The organism is Candidatus Woesearchaeota archaeon (genome assembly GCA_020854775.1).
Lineage (GTDB): Archaea > Nanobdellota > Nanobdellia > Woesearchaeales > 21-14-0-10-32-9 > 21-14-0-10-32-9.
Genome location: JAHKLZ010000008.1, coordinates 1 through 19,412, shown reverse-complemented (window position 1 = coordinate 19,412; position 19,412 = coordinate 1). Strand labels below are relative to the sequence as shown.

Below are 19,412 nucleotides of genomic sequence, written 5' to 3'. Positions count from 1 at the left end.
TTAGTTTTTCAGGAACTTATTGTATTGTTTTTTGAATGTGTCTGTTATGTCTCTTTGAGTTATTCCTAGTGGTTCTACTATGTTGTCTGTGTATAGTTTTATTCTTTCCATTCCTGCATTGTATATGAATTTAGGATCTGCTGTTTCTAGTTTTTCTCCGAAACTCACTGCTTTTCTTAGAGCTAGATAAGTTATTATTTCTGATGGTGTTATTCCTTTTTCGAATCTTTGGTATGATTTTATTTTTTCTACTATGTCTTCTGGATTATGTCCGTTTCTAAAGTTTCCGTACATTTGTTCTATTGAATTGTCTCTTATTCTGTTTAATCTTTGCACGGATTCTGTGTTTAGCATTACTTTTATTGTTTTTTTTACGTTATTTAACATATTTTTACCTCTGTGTTTTTTTTTTGGGGTGCTTTTAGAAAATTTATCAGATTTATAAATCTTTCTATCAATTAACTATTTAAAAGTAGTGATTAATTAGTTTTTTTAAGATTTGTTTGTTTTCGTTCACTTTAAATAATTAAAAAATTTACTAATGTTCATGGTTAACTTTTGGAACGCGGTAAACAAAGTAATTAAAGAAGCAGATATCTTACTATTAATAATAGATTCTCGTCTTAGCTTAGAAACAAGAAACAAAGAAGTAGAAGACAAAATATTAAGAACAAAAAAACCATTCATATATGTTTTAACAAAATGTGACTTAATACAACAAAAAGACTCGGAAAACCTAAAAAAAATATTTAAGCCTTCAATATTTGTTTCTTCAACTAAGTATCACGGCTTAAAAATGCTAAGAGAAAAACTAATAATTCTAGGAAAACAACACTATCCAGAAAAAACATGTTATCAAGTAGGTGTACTAGGATATCCTAACGTGGGTAAATCTTCTTTGATAAATGCTATGAATGGAAGAAGCTCAGCAGGAGTTAGTAGTGTCAGTGGATTCACAAAAGGAATACAAAGAATAAGAGCAGATAACAAAATAGTGTTTTTAGACACTCCGGGAGTGGTTCCTTACAGTGAAAAAAACAAAGAAAAACACGCAATGATAGGAACTGTTGATTACAACAAAATAAAAGACCCTGATTTAGTAGTGCTAAGAATATTAGAAGAATTCCCTGGATTAATAGAAAAATACTACGAAATACCTGAAGAATTAGAAGGAGAAGAAAAAATAGAATTAATAGCAAAAAAAAGAAAAATCTTAAAAAAAGGTAACTTGCCTGACATCGACAGAGTAAGCAGAACCATACTCAAAGACTGGCAAGAAGGCTCAATCAATAACTCTTAGCGACATAAACAGTTACGCTCGCAGGTTTACCACAAGCAACACATTTCTTCTTCGTGTTTTCTTCATCAAATTTTTTACCACGAACAAAAGAATCAGTTTGCTTCTCTATCTTTTCAGCACAAGAATAAGAATCCATATCAATAGAACACATACCTGTTCTTGCCATTTTCTTATTATCTACAACTTTTTTTATGTCGCTAATAGTATCGCAATCAACTATGTAATCATTAAATTTCTGCATTTGTTTATCTCTTAATTCTTTAGTGTAACTCTTTTTAATATTAATTAAAACATTACTTAAATCCTTCAAAGAAACAAACTCTTTTTTCTTATCAGTTCTCTTAACCAAAACAACTTGGTTCTTTTCCAAATCCTTAGGGCCTAGCTCTAATCTCACAGGAACTCCTTTAAGCTCCCAATGATTATATTTCTCACCAGGACTAATATCTCTTAAATCAAGCTCCACTAAATAATCTTTTTCCAAAGAAGCTTTTAATTCCTCGCACTTCTTAATAATTTGTTCTTCTTTACCCTTAAACAAAACAGGCACTATGACTACTTGTTTAGGGGCCAAATCAAAAGGAAGAATTAATCCTTGATCATCACCAAGAATAGAAATCATAGCTCCATAAATCCTACTAATAGCAGGACCATAACAAGTAATAAAACCGTGCTTTTCTTCACCGTCCTTATCCATGAACTTAACATTAAAAGGCTTAGAAAAATTTTGACCAAGCAAATGAGTAGAAGGTAATTGCAAAACCTTACCTGAATCCATCAAAGCATCCGCTGCGTAAGTATGAATGGCGCCAGGGAACTTATCCCATTCAGGTCTTTGAAAAAACAAAACAGGAATCGCGAATTCATTACCAAGAATATCGTAAGCAATATTCATATCTTCAACGACTTGAGCCCTAGCATCATCAAGAGTAGCAAAAACGTTATGAGCCTCAATCCAATGAAACTCCCTGGCTCTAAAAAATGGACGAGTCGCCTTAGTGGCTTCAGCTCTCCAAACCTGACAAGACTGATACCTCTTAAACGGCAAATCATTATAACTCCTAACCCAGTAACTATACATTTTATATAAAGCAGTCTCGCTAGTAGGTCTTAAAGCAAGTTTTTCCTGCAACTTCTGACCATCTCCGGTCTCAGTAACCCAGAAGACTTCAGGAGCAAAACCTTCAACGTGCTCAGCTTCCAACAAGAAATTACTCTCAGGAATAACGGAAGGCATAACAAGAGGTAAATGACCTGTTTTTTCCAAAGCAGACTCATACTTTTTATACATCTCTTTAATACTAATTGTTGACCAAGGCATATAACAAATAAATCCTTTAACATTATAACGCATATCTGCTAGCTCAGCTTTCTGTATTAGCTCAGTGTACCACTCAGAGAAATTCTCATCCTTAGACACAGAGATTCCTTTACTAAATTCTTGTTTATTAGCTCCCATAAGAACAAGAGTGCACTAGTCATTTATAAAAATATTGAAAAATGAACAATTAGAATAAAAAACATAAAACAATGATTATTTAAATAAAAATACTTTGTTTATGTTAAATAATGATAAAAGATATACTTGAAAAAAAATACATGGAACATAGTTGGAGCAAAGAATCACATCAAGCATATAAAACAGAAGAAATAGATGAATCTGTTAAAAAATTCAATGATTTTTTGAAATTAAAAAAAATAAGAGGATGTTTATTAGATATAGGTTGTGGTAACGGTAAAAACACAATATTCTTTCAAAAAAAAGGATTTAAATCAACAGGGGTAGATTTTTCAAAAACAGCAATAAAAATTGCTAAGATTAATTCTATTAAACAAAAAGTAAATCCTAGCTTTCAAGTTTCCAGCATACTAAAGTATGAATCAAAAAATAAGTTCGACGTAGTTATTGATTGTGGATGTTTACATCATATTAGGAGATATTATTGGAAAACTTATAAAGAAGCACTTTTAGAAAATTTAAACATAGGAGGATATTTTTATGTTCATAGCATAAGTAATTGTGAAGAAAATAAGAAGCTTCCTAAACATCCAAATAAAAGAAATTGGATAATTAACAAAAAAGGCCACTACACAACATTTATTTCATACGAAGACTTTACTAAATTATTGAGTACCAACTTTAAGATTGAAAAACACTATCAAGTAAAAAGCAGAAACTCAAATCTGATGATTAGAGTAATTTATGCAAAAAGAATAAAATGATTAAAATTTTAGTTAAATCTATTTATTAACAATTCTTCATCTAATAAGGCTACATCATCAGAAGTTATTCTTACATTTAGAGCATCCAAGTTAGATTTTAAATGATCTTTATGCATTGATGTAAAGATTGTTGTGAAGTTTTTCTTTGATAAAACCCAGGCAATCATTAATTGATGTACACTTAACTCGTATTTTTTACTCATTTCTTCAAGCAAATCAATTTTATCGTTATTTATTTTGTTTCTGCCAAAAATCTTGTACGCAGTAATCAAGATATCATTTTCTTGACAAAACTTAAAGGTTTCAATATCAGGCTTGTTTTTAACCCATAAACTGTGCTTCATTTGATTCACAACGATTTTAGCTTTAGAAACTTTCTGAGCATCTAATAATTGCTTAGCAGTAAAATTACAAACACCAACATGCTTAACTAAGCCTTTATCAACTAATTCATTCATAGCACGCATAGTTTCACTTAATGGAATATTTGGGTTGAATGAATGAAGCAAATACAAATCTAAATAAGTTGTATTAAGCCTTTTAAGTGAAGCTTTAGCAGATTCTAAAACAGAGTCGTACGAAAAATTAGTGGGCCAAACCTTAGAAGTTAAGAATAGCTTAGACCTATCAACGCCTCGTATTGCCTCAGCAACCAATTCCTCAGTAAAAACCGCACCATAAATTTCTGCGGTATCAATATGAGTATAACCTAACTCTATCGCGTCCTTGATTGCTTGAATCCATTCATCTTTTCTAGATTCATCACGTTCATATTCACCACCAAAAGAATAAGTGCCAATACCTAAAGCAGGCATTTCAAATCCGCATGAAAGTTTTTTATTTATCATATGGATTACTCAAGTATTTTATCTATTTTGTTTATGAATTTCTTCGCGTTTTTTAATATCTCAGTTACTCTTTTTTCGGTGTATGATGGTCTTGCTTGATATCTTGAGGTGCTACTTTCTATTCTTGCGTCTTGAAAATATGTTATGTATTCTTCTTCGAATGCTTTATGTGTTTGATTTAATAATTCTAAGTCTTCGAGTTCTAATTTATTTGGTACGAGTAAATGTCCAAGAGCAACTTCTGCTGCTTCGTGTGTTTTTACTTCGTATCCTTTTTGAAGAATTGCTGCTTTAGCTGCATAAAGCATTGAGTAATAACTTATTGTGATTGCCCATTGCCACCAATATATTTGTTCAGGATTTTCTTTTTGAGTTTTATGATGATTCGCAATTAAATAACTGTTTTCGGCTTTTTTCAAAAATAATTTGATCTTGAATTGAGCATTCGAGTTCACTATTAAATCTTCTTTTAAGAGTTTTTTGAACTTTTCATTATATATTTCTTTTTGAAATTGCATTTTTTACTTCCTCCCAGAATTCTTTAAATCCAGTAAGTAATACGTGATTTTTTAGTGCTTGTTTTGCTACGTTTTCTTCTTTGTCTCGAAGCATTAGTTTAAATTCTTTTTTTGTAAAAAACATAGGGTTTATTTTTATGTCGTACAAAATCTCTAAATTAGAAAAACTAACACTCTTCTCACCTTTAGTATTTATTATGATTAAATCTATGTCGCTGTTTTTTTTTTGTGTGCCTTTAGCATAACTTCCAAAAACTAAAGCAATATCTTGAACTTGCTCAGATATTTTCTTGATTAATGGATGTTTTTTTAAGAATTCTTTTTTTTCTTCAAAAGATGCAACAACGAGCATAGAAGTCGTTATGTCGTTCCATTTTATTTGTATTAATTTAGACTTGCCTTTTGTAATCGTCGTAGTTACATCGTTTAGTTTATTAACTACTCTGAGAAGCGTTGTATAAGGAATTTTTACTTGTTTACTTAATTCTAGCAAAGTGTATGATTCATTTTTCTTTGCAAGAAAAAGCACAACTTTATACTTATTATCCATATTTGGTTAATATTAACCACATTTAGTATATAAAGTTTTCTAAAAATGTGTTTTGATGAAATGATTTTCAAAAGAAACACAGAGTATTTGATACTAAATGGTAATAACTGCAGATACTGAGATGATTTTTACACAGCGATGTGCGAACACGTGTCTTTGTTCGGTTTTGATTAAAAGAATTACTTACAAAACATAATGAGTGATTGAATCTTATGAATGTTTCTTTTTTTACTACTTTTTGTTAAATTTAATTAACACTTGTTAATTTTTGTTCTTTTAAGAAGAATTTGTTCTCTATTGTGAATAAGCGCTAATATTTTAATGAATAGTTGTTTGATAAATAATTACTAATTTAATATCTATCCTAATTATTTTTATTGTAGTGTTCAAAAATTTTTCTTAATCCTTCATCTATATTTGTTTTAGGTTTATATTTAGTAATTGAAAATAATTTTTCAGCGCAACCAAATCTTCTTTCAACTTCATAATCATATCTTTTATTTATGGTATTAATAAATTCTATTTTGGAAGAAGAATTTGTGATTGTGAGTATTTTTTCTGCTAAATCTTTAATATTTAATTCTTTCTCATTAGCTATGTTGACTATTTCGCAACCTTTACTTTTTTCACTTAAAAGTATTGTTGCTTTAATTGCATCATCAATGTATGTAAAATCTCTTGTTTGTTGTCCGGAACCATAAATCGGGATGGGTTTATTTGAAATTGCTTGTTCAAAAAATCTAGGAATTACCATTCTTGAATCTTGTTTAGGTCCATAAATATTAAAAAAGCGTAATGATACTGATTCTAAACCGTGTTGTTCATTATGTGCTTTAAGATATAACTTGCCTGAAAACATGGATTGTGTAAATTTAATAGATTATAAAGATGAACTTTTATTAAATAAACAAATTATTAAAATATTTGATTCTCCAAAAAAAGATTTTACTATTGTTCATAATTATATTAAAACAAATTTTAATTATCAAAGTATGTTAGAAAAATATTTACGAGTTTTTGAAAATGTGGTCAAAAATAAAAAATTAATTTTAAAAACAAAAAAGTCTTCTGATTATTTTGTCTTGGCTCCTTGGTGTTATGTATCTCATAAAGGAGTTTATAATGATTATATTGGGGATTTTATAAGATTTGATGATAATACTTTAAAATTATTAAATTCTAAAAAAAGTTTTGAAAAAAAAGATGTGTTATTTGATTTTGACGATTTAATAAATAACGATATAATAGTTCCAGAAAATGAATAATATTGATTATGTACCGGATTGGAGAATGAAAAAAATCTCAAGAAAAATTAGTGTTAAACCTTTTGCATTTTTTAGAGATGACGATGTCGGTTATGATAATGATAAATTTAAAGTTTTAGCAAAGCTCTTTATTGATAGAAATATTCCTTTAAATGTGGCAGTTATACCATCAGAAATCCGGTTTATGGATTTTGATTCGGCAAAATTGTTATATGATGACAATATTTTTACTATGCAACATGGGTTTAATCATGGAACAAATTATGTTGCTCATAATGGAGATTATAGTGAGTTTCATTCAAGCATTTCTATTGCAGATAATACAAAAAGATTACAAAAAGGCAAATTATTGTTCTCAAATTTTTTTGACAATAATGTCTTGTCATTTGTGCCTCCCCGACATGAATTTCCTCAAATTGAATTGTTGATTGAACAAAATTATGATTTAATATCAGGATATGGTTCTGAAATAGAGTTGATATCGGAAAAAATTATGTCTATTCCGGTTAATATTGATATTATTGAAAATTATACAACAAAAAAAATTTATGATTCTGCAACATTAATACCTCATATTGAAAAGAAACTAAAGAGAGATGGTTTTTTAGGAATATTGTTACATCACAATTATATGTTGGGTGATTATTCAAAAAATCTAGAGGATATTTTTCATTTTTTAAACAAAAATGACATTGAAATTAGGAGGTTGGATAAATAAAAATGGCGAAATACACTGTAATTTTAACAACATTCAACAGACAAGAAACTCTTAAAAAAACATTAGTTAGTTTAGAGAATCAATCAAATAAAAATTTTGAAATTAATATTGTTGATGATGGATCTGAGGATGGCACAAAAGATTTTTGTAAGGATTATTTATATTCTTCAAAAATTCCTTGCAGATACATAAGATTGGATAAAGAAGGTTATAATGTTCCACAAATGAGAAATATAGGGGCTAAGTTCGCTGAAGGGAAATATTTAATCTTTTTAGATGATGATATAATAACTGTTCCTCAATGGATTCAAGATTATGAAAATCATTTTGAACAAAATTCTCAAAAAGTAGTTTTAGGCAGACTTCTTTATGTAACAACAGACTTTTTGTCTCAAATTTCTTTTGAAGATATTAAAAATAAAAGATTTAACAAACTTCAAAAGGGTTTGATATCTGATATTGATCCTAGGAAAGGAGTACTCAAAGACATAGATTTTCATTCTAAGGTGTGGGGTGGCAATTTAGGAATAAAAAAAAGCATTTTTTACGATTTAAATGGGATAGATGAAGATTTTGTTTCGTGGGGTGGGTTTGATGAAGATTTTGGGTTAAGGTTGTTAAGACAAAATTATTGTGTATCTTTAGTTGATGATTGTACAGGCTATCATTTAGGAACAAATTTCAAGTCTTTAGAAGAAATAGCTCAAGAACCAAGTATCAAGTTACTCAATGAAATAAAGAAATATGATTCTACTACTAGAAGAAACATAAATAATATAAATAAAAAAAGCTTCCTTGTATCTGTATTGTTTGATGGGAACAAATTTCCTACTGAGTTATATAAAAATGAATGAAATTCCAATATTAGATAATAATCCTTATGATGAGGACATAATTACTCCTGAAGATGAATATATGTATGAATTGAAATTTTCTCATAAAAAACAATATCCTGATGCTTGTTTTATATTCTTTCAAAAAGAATTATTCAATTCATTTGTAGATGGTGAGAAATTAATTTTAGTTGAGACTTTATTAGGTCAATATGAATTTTATGAACTGATATTTAATAAACATAAATGTGGTGTGATTGTATTTGGAATAGGTGCGCCTTTATCTTCTTTATTATTTGAAAGATTAATTGTCAGAGGTGTAAAAAGATTCATAACTGTTGGTATAAGTGGGAGTATTTCTGAGGGTAATGCAGGAGATATTTATTTATGTGATAAATCTATTAGGGATGAAGGTGTTTCTTATCATTATGAAAAAGCATCAAAATATGCATATCCTAGTGGCTCTTTAAATAATAAAATAAAAGATTTTTTTAAGTCTGATAATATATTTTTTAAGGAAGGCATTTCTTGGACTACTGATGCAGGATATAAAGAATCTAAGAAGAAAGCGGAAAAATATAGAAAAGAAGGTACGGTTTGTATAGATATGGAGTCTGCGGCACTTTTTACGATAGCTAAATATAGAGATGTACAAGTTTCTTCTATTTTTATACTGAGTGATTTTGTAGACAAAAATTTTAATTGGGTTCCTAAATTCCATGAGAAAGAAATAATTTTTTCTTGTAAAAAAATAAAAACTAGTTTAATTAAAGCATTAAAATAAGTTACTTAATATTTCTTATTGTCAATATGTCATCTATAGAATTTAATTTAATTTGAGTATCGGAATCAAATAAAGATAACAAACAAAAAGATTTAGTTTTATAATTTAAAAAAGATTTATATCTTTTTAAAACTTTATCAGGCTTGCTATTTAATTTACCATATATCAAATTAAACTTTTTCAAATATGTTTTTTCGTGAATTAAAGATTGTGCGCCGTAGTTCATAATAACAATAAACAAGTTTCATTTTATAAATATTTCTTAGTTTTTTTCAAAAAATTTCTAAAAAAGAATAAATTAATCACTAATAAATAATAACTGCAGATACTGAGATGATTCCCACACAGCGATGTGCGAACACGTGTCTTTGTTCGGTTTTGATTAAAAGAATTACTTACAAAACGTATTGAGTGCTTGATTCTTATAAATGTTTCTTTTTCAATTATTAATTTGTATGAAAAAGCAATATTGTGAATTTTTTTCAGAAAACAAAGAAGTTCCTATTAGCCAGTTCTTTCCAAAAATTTATATATAAATGTCTGTATATAAGATGTTTATGGGTTGGGATGCAATATTTAAAAAAAGCGGAAAAGTTTTTCATAAGCCACACGAAGATATGAATAAAGTCATAAATCTTTTTAAAAAAAATAAAGTAAAAAAAGTTCTTGATCTTGGATGCGGTTCAGGTAGGCACATCGTTTTACTTTCAAAAGAAGGTTTTGATGTTTATGGTATGGATAATTCTGAATCTGGTTTAAAACATACAAGGTCGTGGCTTAATGAATTAAAATTAAAAGCAAAACTAAAAAATTCCTCTTGCTACAAACCTTTCCCTTACAAAGATAATACTTTTGATGCAATAATTTCTACTCAAGTAATACATCATGCAAAATTAAAAGAAATCAATTTTTGCATTTCAGAAATTGAAAGAGTGCTCAAACCAAACGGATTAGTTTTTATTACAGTCACGAAAAACAAAATGAAAGGAAGAGCATCTAAAGTAAAACTTATAGAACCAAGAACATATATTATGCTTGACGGACCTGAAAAAGGAGTTCCTCATTACATCTATACAAAAGCACTATTAAAAAAATATTTCAAGAACTTTAAAATATTCGAAATTTACACCGATAAACACAACCATTATTGTTTAATTGCTAAATTAAAAGAAAAGACTTGAATAGCTTTGTAAGTATTATTGTAAAAAGATTAGATTTAAGAAATATCTGAAGGTAATATGACATGACTGAAGAAAAATATTTTTTTGAAAGAAATGTGTTTTCTAGTAATAATTATGAATTTACATTTGAATATGATGAAACTATAATTCACGAACTATTAAAAAATAAAACGAGTGGGAAAGTTTTAGATTTAGGTTGTGGAGAAGGAGGAAATAGTCTTCATTTAGCAGAAAAGGGATTTGATGTTACTTGCGTAGATATTTCAAAAACTGCAATAAAAGAATTAAGCAAAGAAGCAAAGAAAAGAAAGTTAAAAATAAAAACAGTTGTTGCTGATTTAGAATCTTTTGAGTTTGAAGAAAAATATGATGTTATTTTAGCTTTGGGTGTAGTTCATTTTTTTTCTGAAGAAATCTTGAAAAAATTATTATTAAAAATAAAGAATAATACAAAAAATGACGGGCTTAATGTTTTTGAAGCTTTTTTAGAAGGTGATCATTCCCAAGAAGAAGATTCTGAAGGATATTATTTTAAAAAACACGAATTAAAAAAATTATATGCAGATTGGAACATAATAAAATACAAAGAATATGAAGAATACGATGAAGATGAAGATTATAATAACAAACTCGCATATTTAATGGCAAAAAAGAAAAATGAAATTTCAAAAGAAGAACAAAACGATTCTACTATGGCTATTGTTGTGGGTGTTATAGGTGGATTATTACTTGCTCATTTTTTAACAATACCTTTTATCACAGCATTTATAACCTTAAAGTCTACTTGGTGGATTTATTTAATTATGGCTTTTCTTAGCATAGGCGCGGTTGGACAAGTATTAACATCTCAAAGAGCTAAACATAATTTAGCATATAAAAAATAATGATGTTTGTGTTCAATGTATATTTTTGTAGGATGCCCTCTGTTCTTAGGACACTTATTCCACTATAACTAAATAACTAATAATTAAATAATAAAAGGAGAAAAAGTACAACAAAAAGGGCTTGAGCCGAAGGCGAAACCCTTATGCGTTATACGAGCGTAACCGTATGCGGATACCGAGATTTGAACTCGGGACTTTCGGCTTATGAGACCGACACTCTAACCAGGCTGAGTTATATCCGCGTGTTTCTTTGTTTTTCATAATTTGGGTTTATTTAAAAGTTTTACTTTTACTTTTTCTTTTTTTTCGTTTTTTTTTGTGTTTTTGTTTTGTCGTCTTTTGTTTGTGTTTTTTTTCGTTTTTTTTTATTTTTTTGGTTGTTTTTTTTGTTGTTTTGTTGTTTTTTTTCGGTTTTTTTGTGGTAATTGTTTTTAATTTGTTTTGTTTGATTTTTTTTATGAATTCATTTGATAAGCATTATAGGGCTGTAACTGGTAAGTCTAGGGTGGGTGGTGCGGTTTCTGGTTTTTATAATGGTTTAAAGATTGGTTTTCATAGGGCTTTTGTTGATTCTTCTCGTGCTCGTCTTAGGACTGGTTTGGCTGTTTTGACTCTTGCAGGTATTATTACTTATGTTTCTAATAAGGATTCTGTTGATTTGGCTGTTGATTCTTGGAAGAATGCTTTTGTTGAATTTAAAGAGGATAGGGTGCTTGTTAGGGCTGAGCGTAGGACTTCTAATCAGCTTAGAAAGTATGAGTCTGAGTTGGTTAATTTGAGGGAAGAGTATGGTTTGTTGCGGTCTAAAAAGGATAGTCTTAATTATTTAGTTGTTGATTTGGAAAGTAAGGTGAGTTCGGGAATTAGTAGTTATGATTCTTTGTTGAATGATTTGCGTTCTAAGGCTTCTTTGTCTAATGCTCGTTCGAAAGAATCAATAGTTGTTGATTCTTATAATTCTTCTGTTGATGTTAAGGGTCCTGGGTGGGTTAGAATTCCTAAAGGTAGTTCTTTATCTAGTATTGCGTCTAAGTATTATGGTGATGTTAACGTTTATAAGGATTTGGCGCGTATTAATAACATTGAGAATCCTAATTTTGTGCTTAGGGGTCAGCCTTTGTTATTGGTTGAAGGTAATCTTAAGACGTATGATGGTGTTTTGAATTGTGATTTTCCTTCTTTTAAGGAAGTTAATACTTTTGAGTCTCTTGATGGTTTTTTGTCCAGGGTTGGTGTTTCTGTTTCTAAGCAAGAAATTATTGATTTTAATAATAGTACAGGCAATACTATTTCTGATAGGGGTAGATTGGTTGATTATAGCGGGGTTGTTCATTTAAAGAAGGAGTGGGTTAAATAATGGTTCTTGGATTCGTTAATGATTGGTATGTATCTTTTTTGAATAAATTTTCTTTTTTAAAAAAAGCTAAAGCGTATAGGGTTGCTGAATTCGTTGAAGCTTCTGATAGGATTAATTCTAGGTATCGTGGTTATTTGGATCAATTGGTTTTGTTGGAGAATAAAGTTAAAGTTGAAGAGTCTAATTTGGAGTATTTAAAAAAAAGTGTGAATAAGAGGTATTGGTCTAATATTTGCAGGTTTTTTTCAGGTGGTAACTTGCTTCAGGACGTTGAGGATAGAAGCGGTTTGAAATATTTCTTTGATAAGTTTCCTGGATTAGTTGTTGTTGATAAAGATAAGTATGAGGTTGTTAAGTCGGAGATGGATAAAGTTCTTGGTAAATATGAGGTTCATGATTTTTTAAAGAAAACTGTTAAATCTAAAAAGAGAAAAGTTGTTTCAGGGAGTGTTTCAGCGAGTTCTATTGATTCTTATGTTGATGATTCTTTAATTGAGCGGGATGATTTTGTGAATGGTTCTTATAAGTTTTCTGCTTCGCACATTAAGGATTATCGTTCTGATTGTTATACTAATTTAATCGCGGATATTAGTTCTGATAATTCTGGTTCTGTGAAATGCGTGGCTGATGTTCTTGCGAGTTACGTTAAGGATTCGTCTAATAAGTTAGTTGGTGCACCTCATGCGCGTTCTTGGAAGAGCAGAGTGTCTAATTTGGAGAAAGTGATTAGTAATAAGAATTTTAATTCGAAAGATATTAGTTCTTTACGTAAAATAAAGAGTGCTTTATCTCGTAATTCTTATTTGGTTAATAAAAGAAAGGATCTTTATGAAAAAGCAGTTTCTTTGATTGATTCTGTTGCTGAGAGGGATGTTGTTGGGGCTTCGTAATTCCTTGGATTTTGCAATTCTTGATTTGGCTTTTCTTTTTTTTCTTAGTTCTAGTTATTCTAGTTTTCAGTCTAAAGACGTTGAATTATCTTCAAATATTGTTGAAAAAGAATATTCTGTTAGTTCTTTGGATTCTCTTGTTAATTTAGAATCTGCTAGGTATGAGTTTGAATCTAAGAGGATTCCTGTTTTGATGTTTCATAATTTCGCTGACAAAGAGGATAGATACACTATTAGTCCTGAGAATTTTAAGAAATTATTGTTTGATTTGTATGTTAATGATTTTTATAGTGTTTCGTTATCTGAGTTTTATGAAGGTGATTTTTCAAAGGTTCCTGTGGGTAAGAAGCCTGTTCTTTTCACTTTTGATGATGCAGGTCCGGGTCAATTCATGTTAAGAAGTGATGGTTCTATTTGTGATAATAGTGCGGTTGGCATTTTAGAAAAATTTTATGACGATTTTGATTTTGGTAGAGGTGGTGTTTTCTTTGTTAGTTATGGTACTCCTAACAATTTCAGGTTGCCTTTTATGCAAGATGATCTTGCTTCTGATAAGATGAAGATGCTTGTTGACTTAGGTTATGATTTGGCTCATCACACTGTTCTTCATCCTAATAATGCTAGGGCTTCTAAGAATAATATTTTTGAGCAACATGTTTTATCTGAAGCGTTGTTTCATTATTTGTTAGGGGATCGTGTTGATAAATTGAATGTTAGTTCTTTTGCTCATCCTTTTGGTGCTTCTCCGAGTAATGGTGAGGTTTTTGATTATTTGTCTGGTAAGTATGATGTTGTGTTTGATGCGTGGGGTGGCGCGTCTAGACATTCTTTATCTTCTAGTTTTGATAAATATAGGATTCCTAGGATAGAGATTACGTATCACACGCGTAATTTAGTTGTTGATTCAAAGGATTTGTATGTTGTTACTGATGATACTAAGAATTTTTATGCGTTTAAACATGGTTTTCAACGTTCTAATTCGGATTTAAAAAGGATTTCTCCTTTGTTTGTTGACAGGATTAAGGAATCTGGCTTGGTTTCTCCTTTGATTTTTTATTAGTTATTTTTAAATCTTATTGTTCAGAAAACTTTTTAAATAAACTTTTTTTTCTCTTCTTTGTTTCTAGCGCGTTTTCGCGTTGTAGAATTAAAAATCAATAAAAAAGCTATGATGGGAGGTTCAAGTAGCAACTATTCGTGGTTGTGAAGAATTAAATGAAAAGAAGTTCAAGACGTTGGAAAAAGAAAGGTCAGATGAGATGGAAATGGCAAAGAAAGCGCCTCAAGAAGGAGAAGCGCAAGAGAGCGAATAGGTGATTATGATGGCTTCAAAAAATGTATCTGTTAAGAAAAAGAAGAAGGCTTGGTATGGTTTATACGCTCCTGAATCTATGAATAATGTTTTTTTAGGGGAAACTCAGGTTTATAATCCTAATGACGTGGTTGGTAAGACTTTGAGTTTGAATCTGGCTATGATTACTAATGATATGAAGAAACAAAACGTGATTGCTTCTTTTCGTGTTAAGGAAGTTAAAGACAATAAGGGTTTGACTGAGTTGATTGGTTATGCTCTTAGTATTGCTTATATTAAGCGTTTAGTTCGTAGAAAAAGGGATAAGATTGATGATTCTTTTTTGGCTAAGTCTAAGGATGGTAAGTCTTTAAGGATTAAAACTGTCGTTATGACTAATTCTAAGACTCATGAATCTGCTACTAGTGCTATTAGGTTATCTCTTAGGGCTAAGATTAAGAAGACTCTTAAAGAAGTTGACTTTGTTGATTTCGTGAATAGTTTGATTAATCTTCGTTATCAGAAGGATTGGAAGAATTCTCTTGGTAAGATTTATCCTTTAAAGTTCTTAGAGGTTAGATTCGTTGGTTTAGAGGATGCTAAGCGTAGCGTTAAGGAAGAAGAGGATAGGGATTTCACTGAAATAGTTAAGGATGAAGAAGATATTGATAAAGATTCTTCTGAGTCTGTTGAGGATGTGGATGAGGAAATAGTTGAGTCTGTTGAGGATGATAAGGATTTCGTTGATGAATCTTCTGAGGATGATGTTAAGAAATAATTAATAAGTTTTTTAAATAATTCATTTTTTTTTTTATTTTTTTGTTGGCTCTGTAGCTTAGCGGTGGAGCGGTCGGCTGTTAACCGACAGGTCGCCAGTTCAAATCTGGCCAGAGCCGCTTTTTTTTCTGATTTATTTTATTTGACGAATTTGTTCATGTTTTAATATATGTTTTCTATTACAGTAATCTTTTTAAATAAAAACACATTCACATATCATTGTTGATTTTAAATCAACAACATTTGTTTGTGTTTCCTCTAGAAACAAAATAACAAATCGCAAAATAAAATTATTGGTTGATTTAACTTAAACGAAAAGGTGGGTTGTTATGACAAAAAAAGAAAAACAAAAAGATGAACAAAACATTCAAGAAAAAAATAATGAAACAACAAATGAAGAAGTTATTTCAAGAAAAGAATTTGATGATTTAAAAGATACTCTTCAGAGAACACACGCAGAATTTCAAAATTTTAGAAAAAGATCTGAAGATGAACGATCTAGATTCATAAAATTATCTAATGAAGAACTAATTAAGAATTTAATACCTGTGCTTGATAATTTTGAATTAGCTTTAAAACACAATAAAGAAGAAGGTGAATTTAGTCAAGGAATGAATCTTATTTATGAACAATTATATGATGTTCTTCACCGAGAAGGTCTTCAAAGAATACAATCATCAGGTAAATTCGATCCTAATGTTCATGAAGCAGTAATGGTAGAAGAATCTGATAAAGAATCAGGATTAATACTTCAGGAACTTCAAAAAGGTTACAAATTAGGTGACAAGATAATAAGAAGTCCTAAAGTAAAAATTTCAAAACAAAAAAACAACGTGGAGGTTGATAAAAATGAGTAAAGTAATAGGTATAGATTTAGGAACAACGTTCTCAGCGGTATCAGTGATGGAAGGTGGTAAACCTGTAATTATTCCTAATGCGGAAGGAGATAGAACTACGCCTTCAGTAGTGTCTGTGACTGAGGATGGAGAAAGATTAGTTGGTAGAGTTGCAAGGAATCAAGCAATAATGAATCCTGAGCACACAGTAAGAAGCATTAAAAGACACATGGGTGAAGATTACAAAGTTAAGATGTGGGATAAAGAATATACGCCTCAAGAAATTAGTGCTATGATTTTATCAAAGCTTAAAGCTGATGCTGAATCTTACCTTGGTCAAAAAGTAACTAAAGCAGTAATTACGGTTCCTGCTTACTTTGAAGATAGTCAGAGACAAGCAACTAAGGACGCTGGAAAAATCGCAGGATTAGAAGTTCTAAGAATAATTAATGAGCCAACAGCTGCGTCTCTAGCGTATGGTTTAGATAAAGGAGATGAGCACACCGTTTTAGTTTTTGATTTCGGCGGAGGAACTTTTGACGTTAGTATATTGGAACTAGGAGATGGTGTTTTTGAAGTTAAAGCTACTAGCGGAGATAACATTCTTGGAGGAGATGATATTGATGAAATATTAATTGATTGGATGGCTGATGATTTCAAGAAAAGTACAGGTGTGGATTTGAGAAAAGATAAAACTAGTTATCAAAGGTTAAAAGAAGCTGCTGAAAAAGCAAAAATAGAACTAAGTTCTAAATTAAAAACAAATATTAACTTACCTTTTATAACCGCGGATAGTTCAGGACCTAAGCATTTAAACATGGAGCTTTCAAGAGCTAAATTTGAACAATTAATTCAGTCTGTTTTGAAAAAATTAGAAGTTCCAACTAAGCAAGCTTTAAAGGATGCGGGTACTAGTGCTGATAAAATAGATAAAATAATTTTTGTTGGTGGTTCTACAAGGATTCCTGCAGTGCAAGAAATGGTTAAAAGATTAACTGGAAAAGAAGGTGATAAATCTGTTAATCCTGATGAGGCTGTTGCTATGGGTGCGGCTATTCAAGGAGGTATTTTAGCAGGAGAAGTTAAAGATGTTTTGTTATTGGATGTAACTCCTCTTAGTTTAGGTATTGAAACTCTTGGGGGCGTGATGACTAGTATTATTTCTAAGAACACCACGGTTCCTACTAAGAAAAGTCAAGTTTTTAGTACTGCCGCTGATAATCAGCCCGCTGTGAACATTCATGTTTTGCAGGGTGAAAGACCTATGGCTGCGGATAATAAGACTCTTGGTAGATTTGATTTAGTGGGTATTCCTCCTGCGCCTAGAGGGGTTCCTCAGATAGAGGTAACTTTCGATATAGACTCTAATGGTATTGTGCATGTATCTGCGAAGGATCTTGGAACTAATAAGGAACAAAAAATTCAGATCACGGCAACTACTAATTTGTCTAAGGAAGAAATTGAGAAGATGCAAAAAGATGCTGAGCTTCATGCTGAGGAAGATAAGAAGAAAAAAGAAGAAATTGAAATAATTAATCAAGCTGATGCTTTGGTTTATTCTTCTGAGAATCTTTTCAAGGAAAATGAGGATAAGCTTGACAAATCTAAAGTAGGGGTTGTTAAGAAGAAGATTGCTGAGCTTAAGAAACTGCTTGAAGAAGAAAAGAAAGATGTTTCTAAGATTAAAGATAAAACTGATGAAATAAATAAGGATTTGCAAGAAATATCTTCTGAGCTTTATAAGAAAGCAGCTGAGGAGCAACAAAAGCAGCAAGCTCAAGGTTCTTCTGATTCTAAGAAAGATGAAGAAGTTGTTGATGCTGAATTTGAAGAAGTAAATTCGGAAGAAGATAACAAGGGTTCAAAGAAAAAATAATTTTTTTTTTATTTTTTTTATTTTTTTTTGTAAACTTTTATTAATGTTTGATTAATTCGTTTGTACTTAAGCGGAATTATTTAAGGGATTGATATTATGAGTAAGGATTATTATAAGATACTTGGCGTGGATAAAAACGCTTCTAAAGAAGAAATTAAGAAGGCTTATAAGAAATTGGCTAAGCAGTATCATCCTGATTTGAACAAAGATGAGAATGCTCAAGATAAATTTAAAGAGTTAAATGAGGCTGCTTCTGTTCTTGGTGATGATGAAAAGAGAAAGATGTATGATCAGTATGGTGAAGCTGCTTTCAAAAATGGGGGTGGTGGTCAAGGTTTCTCGGGTTTTGATTATTCTGGTTTTGATTTTGGTGGTGGTTTTGATTTTGATGATGTTTTTGAAATGTTTTTTGGAGGTAATCCTAGGCGTAGATCCAGGAGTAAAGGTCATGATTTACGTTATAACATGGAGCTTTCTTTAGTTGAAGCTGCTTTTGGTGTTGAAAAAAATATTAAGGTTAAAAAGAAGAATATTTGTTCTGATTGTAATGGTTTAGGTGGTAGTGATTTTAAGCATTGTGATTCTTGTAATGGTGCTGGTAATATTCGTGTTACTAAGAGAACTCCTTTTGGTGCGTTTCAATCAGTGGCTATTTGTGATTCTTGTAATGGTTTAGGTAAGATTCCTGGTAAGATTTGTGGTTCTTGTAAGGGTCAAGGTAGTGTGTATGGTGAGAAGACTATTAAGATTAAAACGCCTCAGGGTTTGGATAATGGTTCTAGAATAAGGGTTGCGGGTGAAGGTGAACCTGGAGGTCCTGGTGTTGAGTCTGGTGATTTGTATATTTTTGTTTCTGTTAAGCCTGATGATTTCTTTGAGCGTGAAGGTAATGATGTTCATATAGGTGTTCCTATTAGTTTTACTCAAGCAGTTTTTGGTGACACTGTTGATATTCCTACACTTAAAGGAAGAGCTAAATTAAAGATTCCTGCAGGTACTCAGCCTGGTACTGTTATTAAAATGAAAGGTAAAGGTATTCCTTATACTGATGGTTTTGGTGCTGGTGACCAGAATGTTCATGTTAGTGTTGAGGTTCCTAAAAAGCTTTCTAAGAAGCAAGAAGACTTATTGAGGAGTTATGCTAAGGAATCTGGTGAGGATGCTAATCCTCATAAATCTTTTTTTAAAAAAATTTTTAGTTAGTTCTTTTCAAAAGATTTAAATACTAATTATTTTTACCGATATCATATCCGATATCATATCCGATATCATATCCGATAT

The 19,412-nt window shown here is 30.4% G+C and carries 22 protein-coding genes and 2 tRNA genes; 16 read left to right on the top strand and 8 right to left on the bottom strand.

Annotated features, from left to right (window positions below):
• Complete coding sequence (locus tag KO361_02275) at nt 1–387, bottom strand: hypothetical protein (protein MCC7574391.1); 387 nt, start codon at nt 385–387, stop codon at nt 1–3.
• A gap of 154 nt (nt 388–541) precedes the next feature.
• Here KO361_02275 and KO361_02270 point away from each other — a divergent pair, with 154 nt between their 5' ends.
• Nucleotides 542–1,300, top strand: a complete 759-nt coding sequence (locus KO361_02270; GenBank protein MCC7574390.1) for a 50S ribosome-binding GTPase — start codon at nt 542–544, stop codon at nt 1,298–1,300.
• Here KO361_02270 and proS read toward each other — a convergent pair.
• Entirely contained in the window at nt 1,287–2,759 is a 1,473-nt protein-coding gene (gene proS / locus KO361_02265) for a proline--tRNA ligase (protein ID MCC7574389.1), read from the bottom strand. The genes KO361_02270 and proS overlap by 14 nt on opposite strands.
• 110 nt (nt 2,760–2,869) lie before the next feature.
• Here proS and KO361_02260 point away from each other — a divergent pair, with 110 nt between their 5' ends.
• Entirely contained in the window at nt 2,870–3,523 is a 654-nt protein-coding gene (locus tag KO361_02260) for a class I SAM-dependent methyltransferase (GenBank protein MCC7574388.1), read from the top strand.
• Between the two features lie 8 nt (nt 3,524–3,531).
• On the opposite strand, the gene KO361_02255 is transcribed toward KO361_02260, so the two are convergent.
• From KO361_02255 to KO361_02240, 4 genes are all read right to left on the bottom strand, one after another.
• Nucleotides 3,532–4,371 (bottom strand): aldo/keto reductase, encoded by an 840-nt coding sequence (locus KO361_02255; GenBank protein MCC7574387.1) that lies wholly within the window; start codon nt 4,369–4,371, stop codon nt 3,532–3,534.
• 5 nt (nt 4,372–4,376) lie between these two features.
• The gene (locus KO361_02250; GenBank protein ID MCC7574386.1) at nt 4,377–4,889 is read right to left on the bottom strand and encodes a HEPN domain-containing protein; all 513 of its coding nucleotides are present in this window, start codon (nt 4,887–4,889) and stop codon (nt 4,377–4,379) included.
• The gene (locus tag KO361_02245) at nt 4,864–5,439 is read right to left on the bottom strand and encodes a nucleotidyltransferase domain-containing protein (GenBank protein MCC7574385.1); all 576 of its coding nucleotides are present in this window, start codon (nt 5,437–5,439) and stop codon (nt 4,864–4,866) included. Before KO361_02245 ends, KO361_02250 begins: the two co-directional genes overlap by 26 nt.
• A gap of 364 nt (nt 5,440–5,803) precedes the next feature.
• The gene (locus tag KO361_02240) at nt 5,804–6,298 is read right to left on the bottom strand and encodes an NAD-dependent epimerase/dehydratase family protein (GenBank protein ID MCC7574384.1); all 495 of its coding nucleotides are present in this window, start codon (nt 6,296–6,298) and stop codon (nt 5,804–5,806) included.
• Between KO361_02240 and KO361_02235 the strand changes: the two genes are divergently transcribed.
• From KO361_02235 to KO361_02220, 4 genes are read left to right on the top strand one after another with little or no spacing between them, the layout of a single operon-like run.
• Nucleotides 6,285–6,704: a hypothetical protein gene (locus KO361_02235; protein MCC7574383.1), complete on the top strand. Its 420-nt coding sequence runs from the start codon at nt 6,285–6,287 to the stop codon at nt 6,702–6,704. The two genes, KO361_02240 and KO361_02235, sit on opposite strands and share 14 nt — an antisense overlap.
• A complete protein-coding gene (locus KO361_02230) occupies nt 6,697–7,422 on the top strand; it encodes a DUF2334 domain-containing protein (protein ID MCC7574382.1) in 726 nt (241 codons plus the stop codon). Before KO361_02235 ends, KO361_02230 begins: the two co-directional genes overlap by 8 nt.
• A 2-nt stretch (nt 7,423–7,424) precedes the next feature.
• A complete protein-coding gene (locus KO361_02225) occupies nt 7,425–8,276 on the top strand; it encodes a glycosyltransferase (protein MCC7574381.1) in 852 nt (283 codons plus the stop codon).
• On the top strand, nt 8,269–9,039 hold the full coding sequence (locus KO361_02220) for a nucleoside phosphorylase (GenBank protein ID MCC7574380.1): 771 nt from the start codon (nt 8,269–8,271) through the stop codon (nt 9,037–9,039). The genes KO361_02225 and KO361_02220 overlap by 8 nt, the downstream gene beginning before the upstream one ends.
• A 1-nt stretch (nt 9,040) precedes the next feature.
• Here the strand turns inward: KO361_02220 and KO361_02215 are convergent, their stop codons facing one another.
• Nucleotides 9,041–9,265: a hypothetical protein gene (locus KO361_02215; protein MCC7574379.1), complete on the bottom strand. Its 225-nt coding sequence runs from the start codon at nt 9,263–9,265 to the stop codon at nt 9,041–9,043.
• Between the two features lie 331 nt (nt 9,266–9,596).
• Here KO361_02215 and KO361_02210 point away from each other — a divergent pair, with 331 nt between their 5' ends.
• Together KO361_02210 and KO361_02205 are read left to right on the top strand one after the other, a co-directional pair.
• Nucleotides 9,597–10,220: a class I SAM-dependent methyltransferase gene (locus KO361_02210; GenBank protein ID MCC7574378.1), complete on the top strand. Its 624-nt coding sequence runs from the start codon at nt 9,597–9,599 to the stop codon at nt 10,218–10,220.
• A gap of 62 nt (nt 10,221–10,282) precedes the next feature.
• Complete coding sequence (locus tag KO361_02205) at nt 10,283–11,104, top strand: methyltransferase domain-containing protein (GenBank protein ID MCC7574377.1); 822 nt, start codon at nt 10,283–10,285, stop codon at nt 11,102–11,104.
• A gap of 167 nt (nt 11,105–11,271) precedes the next feature.
• Here the strand turns inward: KO361_02205 and KO361_02200 are convergent.
• Nucleotides 11,272–11,346, bottom strand: a tRNA-Met gene (locus tag KO361_02200).
• 215 nt (nt 11,347–11,561) lie between these two features.
• Here KO361_02200 and KO361_02195 point away from each other — a divergent pair.
• The 8 genes from KO361_02195 to dnaJ all read left to right on the top strand — a co-directional run bounded on the left by KO361_02195 (nt 11,562) and on the right by dnaJ (nt 19,334).
• Nucleotides 11,562–12,461, top strand: coding sequence for a LysM domain-containing protein (locus KO361_02195; protein MCC7574376.1), 900 nt, complete (start codon nt 11,562–11,564; stop codon nt 12,459–12,461).
• A complete protein-coding gene (locus tag KO361_02190; GenBank protein ID MCC7574375.1) occupies nt 12,461–13,351 on the top strand; it encodes a hypothetical protein in 891 nt (296 codons plus the stop codon). Before KO361_02195 ends, KO361_02190 begins: the two co-directional genes overlap by 1 nt.
• A gap of 4 nt (nt 13,352–13,355) precedes the next feature.
• Nucleotides 13,356–14,411 carry a hypothetical protein gene (locus KO361_02185; GenBank protein ID MCC7574374.1) on the top strand — a complete coding sequence of 352 codons (1,056 nt, stop codon included), beginning with the start codon at nt 13,356–13,358 and terminating at the stop codon, nt 14,409–14,411.
• A gap of 262 nt (nt 14,412–14,673) precedes the next feature.
• Nucleotides 14,674–15,420: a hypothetical protein gene (locus KO361_02180; GenBank protein MCC7574373.1), complete on the top strand. Its 747-nt coding sequence runs from the start codon at nt 14,674–14,676 to the stop codon at nt 15,418–15,420.
• Nucleotides 15,421–15,466: 46 nt separating this feature from the next.
• A tRNA-Asn gene (locus KO361_02175) sits at nt 15,467–15,538 on the top strand.
• Nucleotides 15,539–15,748: 210 nt separating this feature from the next.
• Nucleotides 15,749–16,276 (top strand): nucleotide exchange factor GrpE, encoded by a 528-nt coding sequence (locus tag KO361_02170; GenBank protein ID MCC7574372.1) that lies wholly within the window; start codon nt 15,749–15,751, stop codon nt 16,274–16,276.
• Nucleotides 16,269–18,131, top strand: a complete 1,863-nt coding sequence (dnaK, locus tag KO361_02165; GenBank protein MCC7574371.1) for a molecular chaperone DnaK — start codon at nt 16,269–16,271, stop codon at nt 18,129–18,131. The genes KO361_02170 and dnaK overlap by 8 nt, the downstream gene beginning before the upstream one ends.
• 96 nt (nt 18,132–18,227) lie before the next feature.
• Nucleotides 18,228–19,334, top strand: coding sequence for a molecular chaperone DnaJ (dnaJ, locus tag KO361_02160; GenBank protein MCC7574370.1), 1,107 nt, complete (start codon nt 18,228–18,230; stop codon nt 19,332–19,334).
• Nucleotides 19,335–19,412: the final 78 nt, after the last annotated feature.

Bases quoted from the DNA above. Each gene is read 5' to 3' on its own strand.
- KO361_02275 (MCC7574391.1), bottom strand. From the start codon at position 387: ATGTTAAATAACGTAAAAAAAACAATAAAAGTAATGCTAAACACAGAA.
- KO361_02270 (MCC7574390.1), top strand. From the start codon at position 542: ATGTTCATGGTTAACTTTTGGAACGCGGTAAACAAAGTAATTAAAGAA.
- proS (MCC7574389.1), bottom strand. From the start codon at position 2,759: ATGGGAGCTAATAAACAAGAATTTAGTAAAGGAATCTCTGTGTCTAAG.
- KO361_02260 (MCC7574388.1), top strand. From the start codon at position 2,870: ATGATAAAAGATATACTTGAAAAAAAATACATGGAACATAGTTGGAGC.
- KO361_02255 (MCC7574387.1), bottom strand. From the start codon at position 4,371: ATGATAAATAAAAAACTTTCATGCGGATTTGAAATGCCTGCTTTAGGT.
- KO361_02250 (MCC7574386.1), bottom strand. From the start codon at position 4,889: ATGCAATTTCAAAAAGAAATATATAATGAAAAGTTCAAAAAACTCTTA.
- KO361_02245 (MCC7574385.1), bottom strand. From the start codon at position 5,439: ATGGATAATAAGTATAAAGTTGTGCTTTTTCTTGCAAAGAAAAATGAA.
- KO361_02240 (MCC7574384.1), bottom strand. From the start codon at position 6,298: ATGTTTTCAGGCAAGTTATATCTTAAAGCACATAATGAACAACACGGT.
- KO361_02230 (MCC7574382.1), top strand. From the start codon at position 6,697: ATGAATAATATTGATTATGTACCGGATTGGAGAATGAAAAAAATCTCA.
- KO361_02225 (MCC7574381.1), top strand. From the start codon at position 7,425: ATGGCGAAATACACTGTAATTTTAACAACATTCAACAGACAAGAAACT.
- KO361_02220 (MCC7574380.1), top strand. From the start codon at position 8,269: ATGAATGAAATTCCAATATTAGATAATAATCCTTATGATGAGGACATA.
- KO361_02215 (MCC7574379.1), bottom strand. From the start codon at position 9,265: ATGAACTACGGCGCACAATCTTTAATTCACGAAAAAACATATTTGAAA.
- KO361_02210 (MCC7574378.1), top strand. From the start codon at position 9,597: ATGGGTTGGGATGCAATATTTAAAAAAAGCGGAAAAGTTTTTCATAAG.
- KO361_02205 (MCC7574377.1), top strand. From the start codon at position 10,283: ATGACTGAAGAAAAATATTTTTTTGAAAGAAATGTGTTTTCTAGTAAT.
- KO361_02195 (MCC7574376.1), top strand. From the start codon at position 11,562: ATGAATTCATTTGATAAGCATTATAGGGCTGTAACTGGTAAGTCTAGG.
- KO361_02190 (MCC7574375.1), top strand. From the start codon at position 12,461: ATGGTTCTTGGATTCGTTAATGATTGGTATGTATCTTTTTTGAATAAA.
- KO361_02180 (MCC7574373.1), top strand. From the start codon at position 14,674: ATGGCTTCAAAAAATGTATCTGTTAAGAAAAAGAAGAAGGCTTGGTAT.
- KO361_02170 (MCC7574372.1), top strand. From the start codon at position 15,749: ATGACAAAAAAAGAAAAACAAAAAGATGAACAAAACATTCAAGAAAAA.
- dnaK (MCC7574371.1), top strand. From the start codon at position 16,269: ATGAGTAAAGTAATAGGTATAGATTTAGGAACAACGTTCTCAGCGGTA.
- dnaJ (MCC7574370.1), top strand. From the start codon at position 18,228: ATGAGTAAGGATTATTATAAGATACTTGGCGTGGATAAAAACGCTTCT.